Source organism: Coleofasciculus sp. B1-GNL1-01 (genome assembly GCF_040220235.1).
Classification (GTDB): Bacteria; Cyanobacteriota; Cyanobacteriia; order Cyanobacteriales; family Coleofasciculaceae; genus Coleofasciculus.
The window spans coordinates 1-15,891 of the sequence record NZ_JAVJTO010000075.1; the positions used below are offsets into that span (position 1 = coordinate 1).

A 15,891-nucleotide genomic window follows, 5' to 3' on the forward strand; every position below is an offset into this window, starting at 1 on the left:
CTCCCCGTTTATGGAGAGCTTACTGAGAAACCCGTTTTTAGTGGAAAAAGAATTAAACGAGGTTTATATCGTACAGACAAGGGGGTTCTTGTTCAATCTGATGTTATAGGTTCCTACAATATTTTACGAAAAGCATTCCCATAAGTTTAACCGCTATGGGATAGAGAGGTGCGTAGTTCACCCAAGGAGAATTAATCTCTCAAAGTAAAAGCGAAGGGAATTTCTGCAATGAAATTTAGTCTGTCTATATTTGACTATACTTTTACCAACTATTCTTATGGGGTGTCTAAGTCCTATTGTCAAATGCCTATTGACCGCCAGAAAAACAAGCAACTCAAAGTGACGATACCAAATGACCTTCACAGGAAACTGAAAATTATCTCTGAAAAAATAGGTATTCCGATGGCTCAGATGCTACTGCAGTCAGCAGTAGAGAAATACAGAGAGGAGCTGAAGGAACTGGATCAAGAAGAATAAAGCAATACCTTTTGCTTTAGCGCGACTCCTCCAGTAATAAAACCTCTCAACCTGCGCTTATGGAGCTTGATTTGCAGTAAACGGATATATTTGATTCAATTTTTGCATAGAAACAGGACACTTTGCATCAATTAATACAAAAAAAGCAGATAGCGCCGATAAGGTTAACCTGAGATTAACCCAGACAGGATAAAGTCTCTGGAACAAAAAATTCCAGGGAAAGTTATCCGGTTGGCTAATCTCACAAAAAACTCTATTTGGTGTGAGAGACGAACGTGAATCAAGCTAAAGTTTTTAGGATTGCCTTCCTTAATGTTCCGACAATTTTAGGGATAATAATTGGGCTGTCTACCGCCGCGATCGCAGGTGAACCTACCCGAAGGGATAATAGCCAACAGCCGAGTTCAATTGCCCAAACGCCACTGAATCTAGAGATTCCGGTTCCAGATGCAGCGATGGAGACAGAAGAGACATTAAACCCATCCGCGACACCGGAAACTCCTGTACCCTCTCTAGGACTGGATACTAGCGAAAATCAGGGGATGGGACAAATAACCAACGTTTCCCAACTGCGAGATGTGTCCCCCGGAGACTGGGCGCATGAAGCTTTGCGATCGCTTGTTGAACGGTATGGTTGTATTGCGGGATATCCGGATGGCACGTTTCGCGGTAATCGGGCGATGACGCGCTATGAATTTGCGGCTGGATTAAATGCCTGTTTACAGCAAATTGAGCGTTTAATTGGCAACGTTCCCGATAACGTTGAAGAATTGCCCACGCTACGGCGTTTAGTCGAAGAATTTGAAGCAGAACTTGCCACCTTAGGAGCGCGAGTTGATAATTTAGAAGGTCGAGTGGCGTTTTTAGAAGACCATCAATTTTCCACAACCACAAAACTATCAGGGGAAGTTATCTTTGGTTTGGCGGATGCGTTTGGGGATGAAGTTGGCGACGATGTAAATACCGTTTTTCACGATCGCGTTCGCCTCAACTTCCTAACTAGCTTCACCGGGAAGGATATGCTGCAAACTCGCCTGCAAGCGGGTAATCCAACCCCATTACTGGCAAGAAGCGGTGTAACGTATGACGATGGGTCAGGTGGTAGTCAAGAAGGACGCTTCACCTATGATGGTCCTGCTGGCAATGATGTTGTTATCGACATCCTGCGCTACCGCTTTCCCCTGGGAGACAAAGCCACCGTACAAATCGTGGCAAATAATGGCTTACACCACTATTACTCAGATACTGTGAACCCTTACTTAGAAGGTGGCGCTGGCGGTTCTAATGCCATTTCCCGCTTCGCGGAACGGAACCCCATTTATCGGATTGGACCCTTTGGTGCAGGGGCTGCGATCGCGCTGAAACCCAGTGATAATCTGAGAGTAGATTTGGGATACATTTCCAATACCGCCAGTAATCCTGGAGAGGATAATGGGTTGTTCAACGGGAATTATTCCGGAATTGCCCAAATCGTTTATGGCAGTCGGTTTAAAATTGGATTAACCTATGTTCATGCTTATGACGATGGCAGTTTTAATGATGGAGATGGTGCCAGACGCTTTCTGTTAGGTGGAACAGGTACAGCCTTTGCTAATCTCAATCCAGGACAATTAGCCAATGTAACCAATTTGTCAGCCGAAACTCTCAGCACTCCAGTTGTTAGTAACTCTTACGGAATAGAAGCCTCCCTCAGATTTAGTCCTAGCTTTTTGGTTAATGGCTGGGTTGGTAAAACTGACGCCCGTTTAATTGGATTAGGCGATGCTGATATTTGGAATTTTGCGTTAGGTTTAGTTTTCCCTGATTTAGGAAAAGAGGGGAATTTAGCTGCCATTGTTGCGGGTGCAGAACCGACGCTGAGAGGATTGGACGTTCCCGGAGGAACCAACAACTTTAATCGAGATTTTGCTTATCATATCGAAGGGTTCTACAAATATCAAGTGAGCGATAATCTCTCGATCACACCGGGTATCATTTGGTTAACCTCTCCCAACCAAAATTCAGATAACAGCGATGCCGTGATTGGTACAGTGAGAACCACATTCACTTTTTAACTGCTGACAGATCCCCGACTTCCTCAAGAAGTCGGGGATCTAATACCAAATTCGCTTAAGTAACTCCCTTTATCACTTGTGGACTTTTTCCCTGGCTATCAAACTCTTAGACAAATGACAAAGGACAAATGACAAATGACCAATCACTTCTTCGCTGTACTCGCCGACGGTAGCGAATGACCCGCATTCGGATCGAAGGACGGAAATGGTGCTGTTCCACCTAAATACGTAGGTAGAATTCCATCCCATTTCTTAATCATTTCCTCTTGCAATTCTAACTCCCGCAAACGAATGGTTAATGGTGAAACTGTTGAAGCTTTAATCCGAGAGGCTTCAGCTTCTCCCCTCGCTTCAGCAATTTTCCGCTTAGATTCCGCTTCGGCGACTTCAAGCTGTGCTTTAGCAGCTACGGCTTGCTGTTCAGCTTGGAAACGGGCGGTTATTTGGGCTTCAATGGACTCGTCAAATCGAGGTTTACTGACAAAGCCGACGGAATCAAACGTAACACCAACTGAACCAAATTTATTGTTCAAGCAAGTTTGAACATCTTTGAGTAATTGTCCCTGCTTATCTCCCACAATTTGTTCCGGTTTTAATCCAGTTGCCGACTGGTTAAAGCAATTACGAGTTTCGCTGCGAACTAGGGTAGCTTTAAACTGATCCGGGTCTTTCAGATACTTCCCGTAAAAGTCTTTAATTTTCCGGGTGTTGAAAAAGTAGGACAGGGAGACATCCGCATTAACCGTTGTACCACCGACACCAAAGCTGATGCTTTCATCAACTGGAGAGCCTTCTTCCGTTGAAGCCGTTAAGATATAATACTGAACGTGGTCAGGAAAAACGACAATTTCTTCAGTGTAGCCATTATACCAAACTTTACCTGTACTAATCGTTGCATTTTGCACACCCCGATTTTTACCGTAAAGCTCGACTTTTAATCCAACATAGCCAGGGGGAATTCGCTTGACACTGCTTCCCGGAACCGCACCACAACCCGATGCAATAATTGCTAAAGCAGCCGTAATTCCAGTAAGTTTGAAGAAACGCTGAGGTAGATTTTTCATGGTCTTGAATGGTTGACTAAACGTATCCGACGTGTAAATGCTGTTCAGCACAAATTTTGGTTAATTACATACAAAAATGCCAGTCTATGTGTCTCTACATATTGTGCAACTGATGAGGAGATAAACTTGATATTTTCTTCAGTTGACATCCAAAAGTTCAACTAAGGAAACATCACAATCTGGGAAAGCTTCTTTTATCTGCTTGTGTCGAACTTGAGCATTATGAAGTCTGGCGACGACATGACTGACAGAAACTCCCGGTACAACCAGTAATCCGACGACGTAATAACTGACGCCTAACCAAACTTTTTGGTCACTGGGAGAACTAACTAGAGTCGCAGCATTACCTAAAAGCCAAAAACAGAAGATTAGTTCGAGGGTTCCTATCGCTATCCATTTTGTCAGGGTTTTCATGAGTCTTGAGGGAGATAATCAATTCTGGTATTCGCCTAAATTAACAGCGGTTATACTGTCCTCTTAAACAACCAGAAACAATGTTTAATTTAATTCTTATCTTAATTATCTCTACTCAGTCATACACAACGAAGAGATGTGTATGAACATTCACAAGTCGGTGTTGCGTTCACAGGCGTGTATCGGTATATTCCCCATGCTTCACCTCAAATGTCACAGGATGGATGTTAGGGAATAGGCAACAGGCAATTCTAAAAAGAGTAGGGGGACGACATGTCGTCCCCCTACAGATAGTGGTTCAATGGTAAAGCAAGCGTAACAGAAGTCGTCAATCTAAATGCTGATTAATTCGTCTTGCCCGCGCAGGGATTTTCTTTCGCGGCACAAGGATTCGCTTTACCCGCGCAGGGGTTCTCTTTCGCAGCACAAGGATTAGCCTTACCCGCACAAGGGTTCTCTTTACCCGCACAGGGATTTGCTTGAGTTTCAGTCCCGCCTTCGGGTCCAGGTTTAGCGGCACAGGGGTTACCACAACCCGTTGCTAGCCCCAGACCTAGAATAGAGGCAATGGTGAGTGTCGCAATGTAGTTAACTTTCATTCTCTTCTGGCTTCTGTGATACAAAGATTGGTACATCATCGCCCGGAAGTCTGCCAGGGCTTAGGCAATACTTAACCTTAAGAACCTTAAATTACCCTTAAAAACAGCTTGGGATTCGCTGAGACTGGGGTCAACGATTGCTGGTTGGATTAGGGAGGTTCAGGATAAACCGAGATTTTCTCAGGAAAAACTCAGATTTTCCCTAAATTAATTTGTCAAAATTGACGGTATGGCGAAACCTGATAAAAAATTGCCCCTGATTATACTCTAGCTATAAAATAAATGATGGAAAGTAGTGATTGGTTAGTAACAGAGAATGGAGACTGTCTAGCCTGCAATCCCCAAGAGAGTGAAACATCTACAGGCTATTATCGACTTTATCGATTTCTCACCGATGTAGAAGATATTCTCGAATCCACCAAAGATGATCGCCAACGCCTAGAACAAATTCGCCCGTTAGTCCGCCGTTTACTGACGAGTTCCTATTGGCTACAGGGTGAATATCGCGAACCGAATCCCGATACAGGCTGGTCTGTCTTGATGCTTTACGATGAACCAGAATTCCCCTTAACTGTGCAGACTGTAGTTTGGTTACCCGGACGAGTCTCTCCGATTCATAATCATGCGGCGTGGGGAGTGGTGGCGTTAATCAGTGGTGAAGAAAAAAATACATTTTGGCGACGGACTAGGGATTCAGAATTGCCCGATCGCATCGAAAAGGTGGGTGAACAGATTCTGGTTCCTGGCGATATTATCAGCTTTATGCCTGATGCGATTCACCATGTAGAAGTGATGGGAACCGAACCGACGATTACATTTAATCTTTATGGAAAAACGGAGTATCAGCAACGATTTGAGTTTGATCCGATTACTCACACGGCTAAAAACTTCTAATCTGGCGTGGCACAGCTAAAATAGTGGCATAGATTTGACGGTTAAATCAGGCGCAAGCCACCTATTGTAGGGGCACGGCATTGCCGTGCCCCTACTTTCTGCCTTTTGCTCTACAATGTACGTTCTCTAAAATTTGGCTAGGTGATTATCGATGAAACCGCCAAGTTCTAATGGTGTCGTGCTTAAGGAGGATTTCTGGATTGACCCCATTTACAGGAGGACGGGAGTCCCGATCAAGAGATAAGTTTTCCCAATAACTGATGTTAGCATTTATCTTTGAAGTTAATGAGTCAGAGTCAAACCGATTAAATACCGTGGTTTTGGAGTCGCGATGGCAAAGAAGCCACCCACTACCATCATCGATATTCCCCCAGTCGCTGTGAGAAAAATTGAGAGGTTATCGTTGTGTCTGATTCCCCGACCAGTTTAATTGTGGCAGAACCAAAAGCAACTTATGAATCCGGTGGTGATCAAAATTGCTGGGTGGAGACGCTGGTGGATTGTCCGGGACTCGAGGGACTGTTGACGTACCGCATCCCGGCGGATTTGTCGGTTAAACCGGGAGATATTTTAACGGTGCCATTGAATAACCGACAGGTGGGGGCGATCGCAATTCGGTTACTGGCTTCTCCCCCTGCTGATGTGCCATTGGCGAAAATCCGGGAGGTGGAGGATGTTGTCTGTACTGGGTTTTTTGGGACATCCTATTGGCAGGTATTGGAACAAGTGGCGCAGTATTACTGCACACCCCTGATATCCGTAGTTCGGGGGGCATTACCACCGGGATTGTTGATGCGATCGCAACGGCGAGTTCGTCTGCATCGTGAGGCGCTTCCTGATAATGCAGATACGTTTGTCGGTCGAACGGCGCGTCAGATTTTAGCAGTCTTAGACGCCCAACCGGAAGGAGATTACAGCGTCGCCTATCTACAACGCCAGGTGAAAGGGGCGCGTCGCGGGGTAAAAGATTTACTTAAACGCGGCTGGGTGGAAAGTTATTTGAAACCGCCCCAACCGTCTCGCCCGAAGCTGAAGAAAGCTGTCACTCTCGTCGCGGATGGCTTTGAATCTGATATCACCGAACGACAACGGGAAGTATTAGATGTACTGCGGCGTCGGGGTGGGGATATGTGGCTGAATGAGTTATTGCAAGTCTGTCATGCTACGTCTTCTATTGTTAACAAGCTGGCAGAAAAAGGGTATGTCGTCGTTGAATACCGGGAAATTCTCAGAACCTTGGATCAGCCAAATGTGGCAGATGATCGCCCTAAAGTATTGACAGATACGCAAACTTATGCGTTGAAAACGATTCAAAGTTTGGATGAGTATAACCAAGTGCTATTGCATGGGGTAACGGGTTCCGGGAAAACCGAAGTTTATCTACAAGCGATCGCGCCGTTGTTAAGGGCGGGACAATCTGCCCTGGTATTAGTTCCAGAGATTGGGCTAACCCCGCAACTTACCGACCGATTTCGCGCCCGGTTTGGTCAAAAGGTGAATGTGTATCACAGTGGGTTATCCCATGGGGAACGGTATGATACCTGGCGACAAGTCTTAAGTGGAGAACCCCAGGTCGTCATTGGTACGCGATCGGCTGTTTTTGTGCCGTTACCCAAATTGGGTCTAATTATATTAGATGAAGAACACGACTCCAGTTTCAAGCAAGACAGTCTTCCTCCCACCTATCATGCCCGTACCGTTGCCCAATGGCGGGCGGAATTGGACAATTGTCCTCTAGTTTTGGGTTCAGCCACTCCTTCTTTGGAAACCTGGGTGTCTGTCAACGGTCAACAAGCCAATCTCAACCAAAAATATTACCTTTCATTACCTGAACGCATCCAATCTCGCCCCTTACCCCCTGTGGAAATTGTGGATATGAGACAGGAGTTAAAGCAGGGGAATCGTTCTATTTTCAGCCGTTCTCTCCAAGATGAATTACAACAGTTGAAACAAAAGCAACGACAAGGGATTTTATTTATTCCCCGTCGCGGACATAGTACGTTTGTTTCCTGTCGCAGTTGCGGATATGTGATGGAATGCCCGGACTGTGATGTGTCCTTGTCCTATCACTATGCTTATGAGGGGGCGAATCAACTCTTACGTTGTCACTATTGCAACTACACAACCGCCCATCCTAATAATTGTCCCGAATGTGGTTCACCTTACCTCAAGTTTTTTGGTAGTGGTACACAGCGAGTGACTCAGGAGTTGGCTAAGGCATTTCCTGATTTACGGGTGATTCGCTTTGATAGTGATACCACCCGTACCAAGGGGGCGCATCGAACCCTGTTAACTCAGTTTGCCAATGGGGAAGCGGACTTATTAATCGGGACACAAATGTTAACCAAGGGATTAGACTTAGCAGGAGTCACCTTAGTCGGAGTTGTCGCTGCTGATGGATTATTACACTTATCTGATTATCGGGCAGCCGAACGCGCTTTTCAAACCTTAACCCAAGTCGCAGGTCGGGCGGGTCGGGGGGATGATCCGGGTCAGGTGATTGTCCAAACCTATTCACCTCAACATCCGGTGATTCAGGCGGTGAAAACCCATGGGTATGAGGTGTTTACCGAGGCGGAATTAGCACAACGAGAAGCGTTGAATTATCCTCCTTATGGGCATTTGATTTTATTGCGATTGAGTGGGTTGGAGGAGATAAACGTTGAGAAGGCGGCGGAGAGGTTAGCAGATTGGTTGAGTCAAGCGGGTTCTGGGTATGAGATATTAGGACCCGCCCCGGCGGGGATTATGCGAATCGCCCGTCGTTATCGGTGGCAGATTTTGCTCAAGTTTCCGCCAGATGTAGCGGTAGGATTACCCGATGTGGCGGCGTTGCAGCGGATTTGTCCGCCGGATGTGAGTTTGACGATTGATGTTGATCCGCTGAATATGATGTAGGAGGTTATTTGTCCTTTGTCATTCGTCCTTTGCCCTTCTTAATTCAGCAAGCCCTAAATATTGTAGGGGCGACCCGCCGCACACCGCTAAAACTACCCACCGATTAATTTTATCGGGTCGCCCGACATCAGATATCGGTAATGATCTAACACCATTTAGCAGTAAGAAATTTTCTACCTTCTGCCTTTTGCTATATAGCAGTACCAAGACAGGTTAGGACATTCTGTACTGTTCCCTTTTCCCTGTGACACACCGAGCGTGTTACCGAGCGTGTTACTGAGCGAAGCCGAAGTAAGTCGAGGTAAGTCGAGGTGTTCCCTGTTCCCTCTTGGGATCAACTTATGTCCTAACGTATCCTCGTAGTGCTATAAATGAAATGCCAACTACGCCGAATTTTCCAACGCTGCAATGGGCAAAGATTCGGGAAATACTTCAGGAGAAAACATTTCCCATAACACTTGGAAATAGGGTAAAACAAGCGAAATTTGCTGCTGAGACAAACGTTTCCCAAATTCTAGCCCTAACAGATGAATCATTTGCCGGACTAATTCCCACCCTACATTTAGAGTCGGGTAAAGCATCACACACAAGGGAAACAATTCCTGTTGGATGGGCGCAATACTTTTTTCCAGAACACAAAGCCACAGGTAAATCTGGAACATTTCCACATCTCGAATACTAGAAGATTTCACCGTAGAATCCACTAAGCTACCACTATGACAGTGATAGTGTGGATGTAAATCGCTAATTCGGGTAGCAATTTCTTGAGCAATTAATGCTTGCTCCGGTAATATTTTCCGTAGAGAAACCAGCGCTAATGATTGATGATCATAGTTGGCGGCAGTTTTGTATAGTCGTTGTAAGGGCATATACAGACAATCATCAATCACCTGGAAATAAACACTCACTGTAGCTTGTTCTTGAGGTGACAGTGATTTCAGTAGTAACTGACCACTATAGTGAAACTGCATACTAACAAATGCAATCACTCTGGGATCAATTGCTGTATAATTGTGTCGAATGCGACCTAAATCTGATGCTAAAAATAAACATAAACGTTCGGGGATGACTTGATCGGCATAAGCGAGCAATACTTTTTCATAGATTGAGTAAGTATCTTTAGTAATTTGCCAAGGATCAATTAAGCGATAGTTAATACCTTGTCGCTTGATTTGTTGGCAGAGTAAGGCTTCGGTTTTTGTCCAAGCTTGAATCGTTACCGATCGCAAGGAATCAAGCAACCGCTGCGCTATAACAGCTCGTAACCCTGGAGAATTCGACTGCCACGTTTTGTCTGATGTACTGTGTTGTTGGACATACTTTTTTGCCCAGAGTTTGGATAGCTTTCTTGCCGTCGCGATCTTCACTGTCTGTGACTGCTGAGAATTACCTAGCTTATCCTTTATACTCATTACACACCCCTGGTCTAGAACGTCGATGCAATCTGCAAAATGGCGGTAGCAATAAAGTCAACAGTAACAAAAAGGGTTGTTTAGTAGCTAATGTTACATTTTTTGATTAAGTTGGATAACTAAATCGGTGTTCTAGCACGCTTGCTCACCCTTAGCTGCTTATTCCTTGCTTTCCAACTCTCTAATTATCTACTCACCAGTCAAAGGATAGTCTTTTTTGAAAGAATTCTCAATAGTCATTTTATTTAGGGGGGAACAGGAAATGGGGGAGATGAGGTAACTAGGGCAACAAATGACAAATGACAAATGACGAAACTAAACTGAATGCTGGGCAATCCAATCCTGCAAAATAGGATTAACCACCTCAGGGGCTTCATCTTGGGGACAATGACCTAAACCCTCTAAGGGGACAAATTGTTCCACGGCGGGAAAATTGACCCATTCTTTGGCTTCTGCGATGGGTTCCCAAGGATCATCGGTTCCCCACAAAATCAGTGTGGGACACTGTAACTGAGGTAATAAGTCTTCGGCTAGAGGTCCTGCGGAATAGCGGGTAAATGCGATAAACACATCAGCCGCCCCCACATCAGCTGCTGGTTTCATCAGCAAGTCTATTAATTCATCAGTCACTGCCTCGGATTTGCGATATGCTTGCAATAAAATTTTCCGCACTACCTGTGGCTTCGCCAGTTGAGCAAAAAAGAGCTGTCCTACCCACTTAATCCCCAGTAACTGTTGTACCATGGGAGCGCCGATGCGCCGATGCCAAGGTAATGTAACTCGTTTGCGATCGTGTAGCATCCGCAGGGAACAGTTGATCAGGGTAACGCCCAATACCCTATCTGGACAATCCACAGCCGCTTGCATCGCTACAATACAACCAATTGAATTCCCCACCAAAAACGCTGGAGTCTCTACGACTTCCTGGCAGAAATCAAGGACTTGTTGTCCCCAGGTTTCAAAGGTATACTCCACCTCAAGTCCTGGTATCGGTTTGGCAGAAGCACCAAAGCCAATTAAGTCAATGGCATAGCATCGACAGGATTCGGCTAATACGGGTAAATTCTTACGCCAATGTCCGCAAGACGCGCCAAAGCCATGCACCATCACTACCGCTGGTCCAGAATTGCCGTGGACTTGATAGGCAATGGGAAACCCGCGCCATGTCCAGATGTGAGTGTCGCTTTCAGGGCGTTTGGGTAGGGTGGAGGAGGGAAAGGTCATGAGGATTCCAAGAGTACAGGTTTACTGTTTATATTTTGTAATAAATTAACTCAGACGTTCTGGCGGAATATCTCTACTTCTTCTCCAGCACTAACCCCTATGACTAGACTGACGTTCTAGAGACGCGCCATGGCAGGTCTCTACACTCAAAACTCGTCTTGTGTCAAAATTAACCTTAAGAAATTCTTTGGTGCGTCCCCTATGTTGGTGCAAACGTCTGCTGCTGTTATCCCGTTCCTGGGATCGGAAATTCAGGCATCCTACAAAGCGTCACGAGTGGTTATTTTGCCGATTCCCTACGAGGCAACCACAACCTATCGTAAAGGCACAGAAAATGGACCCGATGCGCTCTTGGAGGCGTCAATCCAGCTTGAATACTACGATGATGAGTTGGAACGGGAAATCTGTAAAGATGCCAGGATTTATACCCATGGCGCGATCGCAGATACTAGAGGTGGACAACAGATTTCTGCCCAGACAATGCTTCGGGATACTCGCGACACCGTATCTGGGCTTATCGATGATGGTAAATTTGTGATTGCGATTGGGGGTGAACATAGCATTACCACGGGACTTGTAGACGCCTACCGCCAAAGGAGTCACGAACCCTTTACCGTAGTACAAATAGACGCCCACGGAGATTTACGCCACGAATACGAAGGCTCAATTTATAACCACGCCTGTGTGATGCGTCGAATTGTGGACATGGGACTACCGACATTACCCGTCGCCATTCGCAGTCTTTGTCAAGAAGAAGCCGACTTAATTAAACAAAAATCTATCCCCGTAATTTGGGCGCGACACATTGCCCAAAATCCCCACTGGATAGAGGAAGCGATCGCGACTATCCCAACAGAGCGAGTATTTATTACCATTGACTTAGATGGCATTGATCCGGCTTCAATGCCAGGGGTTGGCACTCCTGAACCGGGTGGGCTGCATTGGTATGCACTCCTAACCTTTTTGCGACGATTGTTTGAAACCCATCAGGTCATCGGTTGCGATGTAATGGAGTTGGCTCCTGTGGTTGATTCAGTGGTCTCCCAATTTACAGCCGCTAAACTGGTTTACAAACTCATCGGCTATCAAACTCTGGCACAAAGGTGGTAGCGATGGCTGAAATTCACTGCCTGATCCAGGATGATCGGCAAAGGGGAACGGGAAAAAGGAAAAAACGAACACATTGTCAAACACACACCGTAACACGATATGAGTCTGAAGGAAAAACACGGCACACCCATTGGCAGTTATGCTCCCGATTTTGAGCTTTTAGGCACTGATAAGGATGTTCACCACCTATCCCGGTATCTAGAAAAGTGGCGAGGAGTGGTGGTAATTTTCTTGAGTAATAACTGTCCTGACTCTGCCGCTTATGTAGACAGACTCAAACAACTGCAAACCCGATTTCGGGAACAGGGATTTATCCTGATTGGCATTAACTCCAATGATGCTAACCAATCTCCCGAAGATAGTTTTGGTCAAATGCAGCAGTTTGCGAGTAGTAGAGGGTTGAATTTTCCTTACCTGTGGGACCCAACTCAGGACGTGGCACAAGGATTTGGCGCTTCAAAAACCCCAGAAGCCTTTGTGATTGATGGACAGGGAGTCTTGCGTTACAGGGGTCAAATTGACGATAATAGCCAACATCCCGAAGCTGTAAACGAAGCTTACGTCAAGAATGCGATCGCGGCTTTACTGGCTGGGGAAACAATCTCGCCCCAATCAACTCCCACCTTGGGTAGTCCCCTAGTATGGCGTCGCTAGTGAACAGATAGAGCCAGAGCAGCGGAGAAGCTGGGGAGAATCAGTATTTGAAGTTACCTGGCACCAGCAATAGTTAACTGGAACTCGTGAATACCATAAGAATTCGTATTTTAGCACCACGGGTGTTAACAAGAATCAAAGTTCGTTCAAGTCACAGCACTCTGTCAGAATAATCGGTAGACTGTTATCGTATGGGCAAGGCAATAGTCAAGAAAGAAAGAGTCGTAGCATGGGGATGAAATACCGACGGGTTTTACTAAAAGTGAGCGGTGAAGCCTTGATGGGCAAACTGAGCTACGGCATTGATCCAGGAGTCGTTCAGGACATCGCTGCTGAAATCGCCGAAGTCGTGGCAAGTGGCATCCAAATGGCAATCGTCGTCGGTGGTGGCAATATTTTTCGCGGTTTGAAAGCGGCTGCTGGCGGAATGGATCGGGCAACGGGTGATTATATTGGTATGATTGCCACAGTCATGAATGCCATGACTCTACAAGATGCCTTAGAGCAAATGGGAATACCTACCCGTGTGCAAACCGCGATCGCGATGCAAGAAGTGGCAGAACCCTATATCCGTCGTCGTGCCATTCGTCACCTGGAAAAAGGGCGAGTGGTAATTTTTGGTGCAGGTTCAGGGAATCCCTTTTTCACCACGGACACAACAGCGGCTTTGCGAGCCGCCGAAATTGATGCGGAAGTGATCTTTAAAGCCACGAAAGTCGATGGGATTTATGATTGTGATCCCCAACTAAATCCCCAGGCTCGCCGCTATCACACGCTGTCCTATAACTATGTCCTCGCTCAGGATCTGCGGGTAATGGATAGTACCGCGATCGCTTTATGTAAGGAAAATAATATCCCAATTATGGTATTTGATTTGACAGGGCGGGGTAATATCCGCCGTGCTGTTCAAGGAGAATCTGTCGGAACAATTGTGGGAGGTTTTTGTGAAGTTAGCTGACGCTGAAAGCCAAATGAAGAAAGCCGTTGAAGCAACGCAACGGGGTTTCAATACCATTCGTACCGGTCGGGCGAATGCGAGTCTGTTGGATCGAGTAATGGTGGAATACTATGGTAGTCCCACCCCCCTGAAGTCTCTGGCAAGCATTAATACGCCAGATGCTACCACGATTACGATTCAACCCTATGACAAGAGTACGCTGACTCTGATTGAAAAATCGATTTCCTTATCGGATATCGGCTTAACCCCCAATAATGACGGTCAAGTCGTGCGATTGAATATTCCCCCCTTAACCAGTGAACGCCGCCAGGAATTTGTGAAGATGGCGGGTAAGTTAGCGGAGGAAGGGAAAGTTTCTATCCGGAATATTCGTCGTGATGCGGTTGACTCGGTTCGTAAACAGGAGAAAAGTAGCGAAATTTCTGAAGATGAATCTCGTGATCTGCAAGATCAGATTCAGCAATTGACGGACAAGTACACAGCTAAAATTGATGATTTGTTAGCGGCAAAAGAGAAGGACATTACCACAGTTTAAAGGTGGCGGCAACATCCCATTGAGGTAAAGTTGCAGCAGTAGGGCGGGCATCTTGCCCGCTTCTCCAGTTTGATAGGGGAGATGGGGGAGATGGGAATTGTAGGGGTTTGGTCTCCAAACCCCATTTCATAAGTAGGGGAAGATGGGGAAGGAAAGGACGGAGGAGGAATGACCAATGACCAATGACCAATGACCAATTCCTCAGTTTCTTGGTAAACTATGTCAGAGGTTTAAACTAAATATCACAGTAATACCTCCTAACCGCACTCATGAGTTTCTTAATCCATAAAGCCTAATGTTTGACTGCATTATTGTTGGGGCAGGTCCTGCTGGAGCAACCGCCGCCTACCACCTCGCCAAGCGAGGGCGTTCGGTACTGATTCTAGAAAAAGATTCTTTACCCCGATACAAGCCCTGTAGTGGTGGTGTGTCCCCAAGCGTGCAACAGTGGTTTGATTTTGATCTTGCACCTGCGATCGCACTCAATGTAAGCCGAGTTCGCTACACCTGGCAAATGGATGATCCGGTGGAGGTCAATCTCAAAAAACAAAAACCCGTCTGGATGGTACAGCGAGATGTTTTTGACCAGTTTTTAATCGAACAGACAAAAGAGCAAGGCGCTCAACTGCAAGACCAAACCACTGTCACGGGTATTGAATTTAAAGGCGATCGCTGGCAGGTTAACACAACCAATGAACCGATGGCAGCCCGGTATCTGATCGCGGCGGATGGTGCCAATGGTCCTATGGCAAAATGGTTAGGCTTTAAAGATCGTCCCCAACGGATGGCGGTGACGCTAGAAGCCCCCAATCCCGCCCCCACAAGCAGTGACCCGACGATCCATTTTGACTTTGGGCAAGTGAAAAATGGCTACATCTGGAATTTTCCAAAAACCGATAGCTATTCGGTTAGTGTGGGGACGTTTAAGGGGAATGACAAGCAAGATTTACAAAAGATAGGCACGAAGTATATTCAGCAACTCAATATTGATCCGAAACTCTGTCAAGTTCACAGTCATCCCATGTGTCTGTGGGATGGAAACCAAAAGTTACATGGGCAAAACGCGCTGTTGGTTGGGGATACCGCTTGTTTGGCTGATCCGTTTACGGCTGAAGGTATTCGTCCCTCTATCTTTAGTGGCGTGAAAGCGGCGGAGGCAATTGATGCAGCTTTAGGCGGTAAAACCAATGCTTTAACCCACTATACCCAGGTGATTCAGGACGAATGGGGTAACGAGATGGTTTGGGCGAAACGGTTAGCTGGTGCTTTCTATGGTTTTCCGAAAATCGGCTATAAGGTAGGTGTGAAGAGACCTTCAGCGACTCTGATTATGCTGCAAATTTTATGCGGGGAATTGAAGTATTCAGAGGTGGCAGGTTTGGCAATTAAACGTTTGAGTGGCGGATTCTTCTCACGGTAGGGTTGTCATTTGTCATTTGTCATTCGTCATACTCGTTCCCGAAAAGAAGCCAGCTAAATCATTTGTGGAAATATACCGTAGGGTGGGTTTCGACTTCGCTCAACCCACCCAAATTCAAAATCTCACGGTCAGTGATCCGTGAGATTTCGTTACCTCGAAAGAGTTTTATGAGAAAAGT

Annotated in this window: 14 protein-coding genes and 1 pseudogene; 10 read left to right on the forward strand and 5 right to left on the reverse strand. The window is 46.0% G+C overall.

Annotation, left to right across the window (positions count from 1 at the left end):
* The 3 genes and pseudogenes from RID53_RS18400 to RID53_RS18410 form a co-directional block, all read left to right on the forward strand.
* Positions 1-208 (forward strand): annotated as a pseudogene (locus RID53_RS18400) (IS200/IS605 family accessory protein TnpB-related protein); the annotation flags it as partial.
* A gap of 20 nt (positions 209-228) precedes the next feature.
* Positions 229-477 (forward strand): hypothetical protein, encoded by a 249-nt coding sequence (locus tag RID53_RS18405; RefSeq protein ID WP_446389478.1) that lies wholly within the window; start codon positions 229-231, stop codon positions 475-477.
* Between the two features lie 275 nt (positions 478-752).
* Entirely contained in the window at positions 753-2,531 is a 1,779-nt protein-coding gene (locus RID53_RS18410) for an iron uptake porin (RefSeq protein ID WP_446389479.1), read from the forward strand.
* Positions 2,532-2,674: 143 nt separating this feature from the next.
* Here the strand turns inward: RID53_RS18410 and RID53_RS18415 are convergent, their stop codons facing one another.
* The 3 genes from RID53_RS18415 to RID53_RS18425 form a co-directional block, all read right to left on the reverse strand.
* The gene (locus tag RID53_RS18415; protein ID WP_446389480.1) at positions 2,675-3,595 is read right to left on the reverse strand and encodes an SPFH domain-containing protein; all 921 of its coding nucleotides are present in this window, start codon (positions 3,593-3,595) and stop codon (positions 2,675-2,677) included.
* Between the two features lie 138 nt (positions 3,596-3,733).
* Positions 3,734-4,009: a hypothetical protein gene (locus RID53_RS18420; protein ID WP_446389481.1), complete on the reverse strand. Its 276-nt coding sequence runs from the start codon at positions 4,007-4,009 to the stop codon at positions 3,734-3,736.
* Positions 4,010-4,353: 344 nt separating this feature from the next.
* Positions 4,354-4,608, reverse strand: a complete 255-nt coding sequence (locus RID53_RS18425) for a hypothetical protein (protein ID WP_446347319.1) — start codon at positions 4,606-4,608, stop codon at positions 4,354-4,356.
* A 285-nt stretch (positions 4,609-4,893) separates the two neighbouring features.
* Between RID53_RS18425 and RID53_RS18430 the strand changes: the two genes are divergently transcribed.
* Together RID53_RS18430 and priA are read left to right on the forward strand one after the other, a co-directional pair.
* Positions 4,894-5,502 (forward strand): cupin, encoded by a 609-nt coding sequence (locus RID53_RS18430; protein WP_446389536.1) that lies wholly within the window; start codon positions 4,894-4,896, stop codon positions 5,500-5,502.
* A 405-nt stretch (positions 5,503-5,907) separates the two neighbouring features.
* The gene (priA, locus tag RID53_RS18435) at positions 5,908-8,400 is read left to right on the forward strand and encodes a primosomal protein N' (RefSeq protein WP_446389482.1); all 2,493 of its coding nucleotides are present in this window, start codon (positions 5,908-5,910) and stop codon (positions 8,398-8,400) included.
* Between the two features lie 383 nt (positions 8,401-8,783).
* Here the strand turns inward: priA and RID53_RS18440 are convergent, their stop codons facing one another.
* On the reverse strand, positions 8,784-9,812 hold the full coding sequence (locus RID53_RS18440) for a hypothetical protein (RefSeq protein ID WP_446389483.1): 1,029 nt from the start codon (positions 9,810-9,812) through the stop codon (positions 8,784-8,786).
* A 315-nt stretch (positions 9,813-10,127) separates the two neighbouring features.
* Complete coding sequence (locus tag RID53_RS18445) at positions 10,128-11,036, reverse strand: alpha/beta fold hydrolase (protein WP_446389484.1); 909 nt, start codon at positions 11,034-11,036, stop codon at positions 10,128-10,130.
* Between the two features lie 201 nt (positions 11,037-11,237).
* Between RID53_RS18445 and speB the strand changes: the two genes are divergently transcribed.
* The 5 genes from speB to RID53_RS18470 all read left to right on the forward strand — a co-directional run bounded on the left by speB (position 11,238) and on the right by RID53_RS18470 (position 15,713).
* On the forward strand, positions 11,238-12,146 hold the full coding sequence (gene speB, locus RID53_RS18450) for an agmatinase (RefSeq protein WP_446389537.1): 909 nt from the start codon (positions 11,238-11,240) through the stop codon (positions 12,144-12,146).
* A 99-nt stretch (positions 12,147-12,245) separates the two neighbouring features.
* On the forward strand, positions 12,246-12,800 hold the full coding sequence (locus tag RID53_RS18455; RefSeq protein WP_446389485.1) for a thioredoxin family protein: 555 nt from the start codon (positions 12,246-12,248) through the stop codon (positions 12,798-12,800).
* Between the two features lie 229 nt (positions 12,801-13,029).
* Positions 13,030-13,758, forward strand: a complete 729-nt coding sequence (gene pyrH / locus RID53_RS18460; RefSeq protein WP_044209940.1) for a UMP kinase — start codon at positions 13,030-13,032, stop codon at positions 13,756-13,758.
* Positions 13,745-14,293 (forward strand): ribosome recycling factor, encoded by a 549-nt coding sequence (gene frr / locus RID53_RS18465; protein WP_446389486.1) that lies wholly within the window; start codon positions 13,745-13,747, stop codon positions 14,291-14,293. Before pyrH ends, frr begins: the two co-directional genes overlap by 14 nt.
* Before the next feature lie 295 nt (positions 14,294-14,588).
* A complete protein-coding gene (locus RID53_RS18470; RefSeq protein WP_446389487.1) occupies positions 14,589-15,713 on the forward strand; it encodes a geranylgeranyl reductase family protein in 1,125 nt (374 codons plus the stop codon).
* Positions 15,714-15,891 lie beyond the last annotated feature (178 nt).

Coding starts and splice junctions, on each gene's coding strand:
- RID53_RS18405 (WP_446389478.1), top strand. CDS start 229: ATGAAATTTAGTCTGTCTATATTTGACTATACTTTTACCAACTATTCT.
- RID53_RS18415 (WP_446389480.1), bottom strand. CDS start 3,595: ATGAAAAATCTACCTCAGCGTTTCTTCAAACTTACTGGAATTACGGCT.
- RID53_RS18420 (WP_446389481.1), bottom strand. CDS start 4,009: ATGAAAACCCTGACAAAATGGATAGCGATAGGAACCCTCGAACTAATC.
- RID53_RS18425 (WP_446347319.1), bottom strand. CDS start 4,608: ATGAAAGTTAACTACATTGCGACACTCACCATTGCCTCTATTCTAGGT.
- RID53_RS18430 (WP_446389536.1), top strand. CDS start 4,894: ATGGAAAGTAGTGATTGGTTAGTAACAGAGAATGGAGACTGTCTAGCC.
- RID53_RS18440 (WP_446389483.1), bottom strand. CDS start 9,812: ATGAGTATAAAGGATAAGCTAGGTAATTCTCAGCAGTCACAGACAGTG.
- RID53_RS18445 (WP_446389484.1), bottom strand. CDS start 11,036: ATGACCTTTCCCTCCTCCACCCTACCCAAACGCCCTGAAAGCGACACT.
- speB (WP_446389537.1), top strand. CDS start 11,238: ATGTTGGTGCAAACGTCTGCTGCTGTTATCCCGTTCCTGGGATCGGAA.
- RID53_RS18455 (WP_446389485.1), top strand. CDS start 12,246: ATGAGTCTGAAGGAAAAACACGGCACACCCATTGGCAGTTATGCTCCC.
- pyrH (WP_044209940.1), top strand. CDS start 13,030: ATGGGGATGAAATACCGACGGGTTTTACTAAAAGTGAGCGGTGAAGCC.
- RID53_RS18470 (WP_446389487.1), top strand. CDS start 14,589: ATGTTTGACTGCATTATTGTTGGGGCAGGTCCTGCTGGAGCAACCGCC.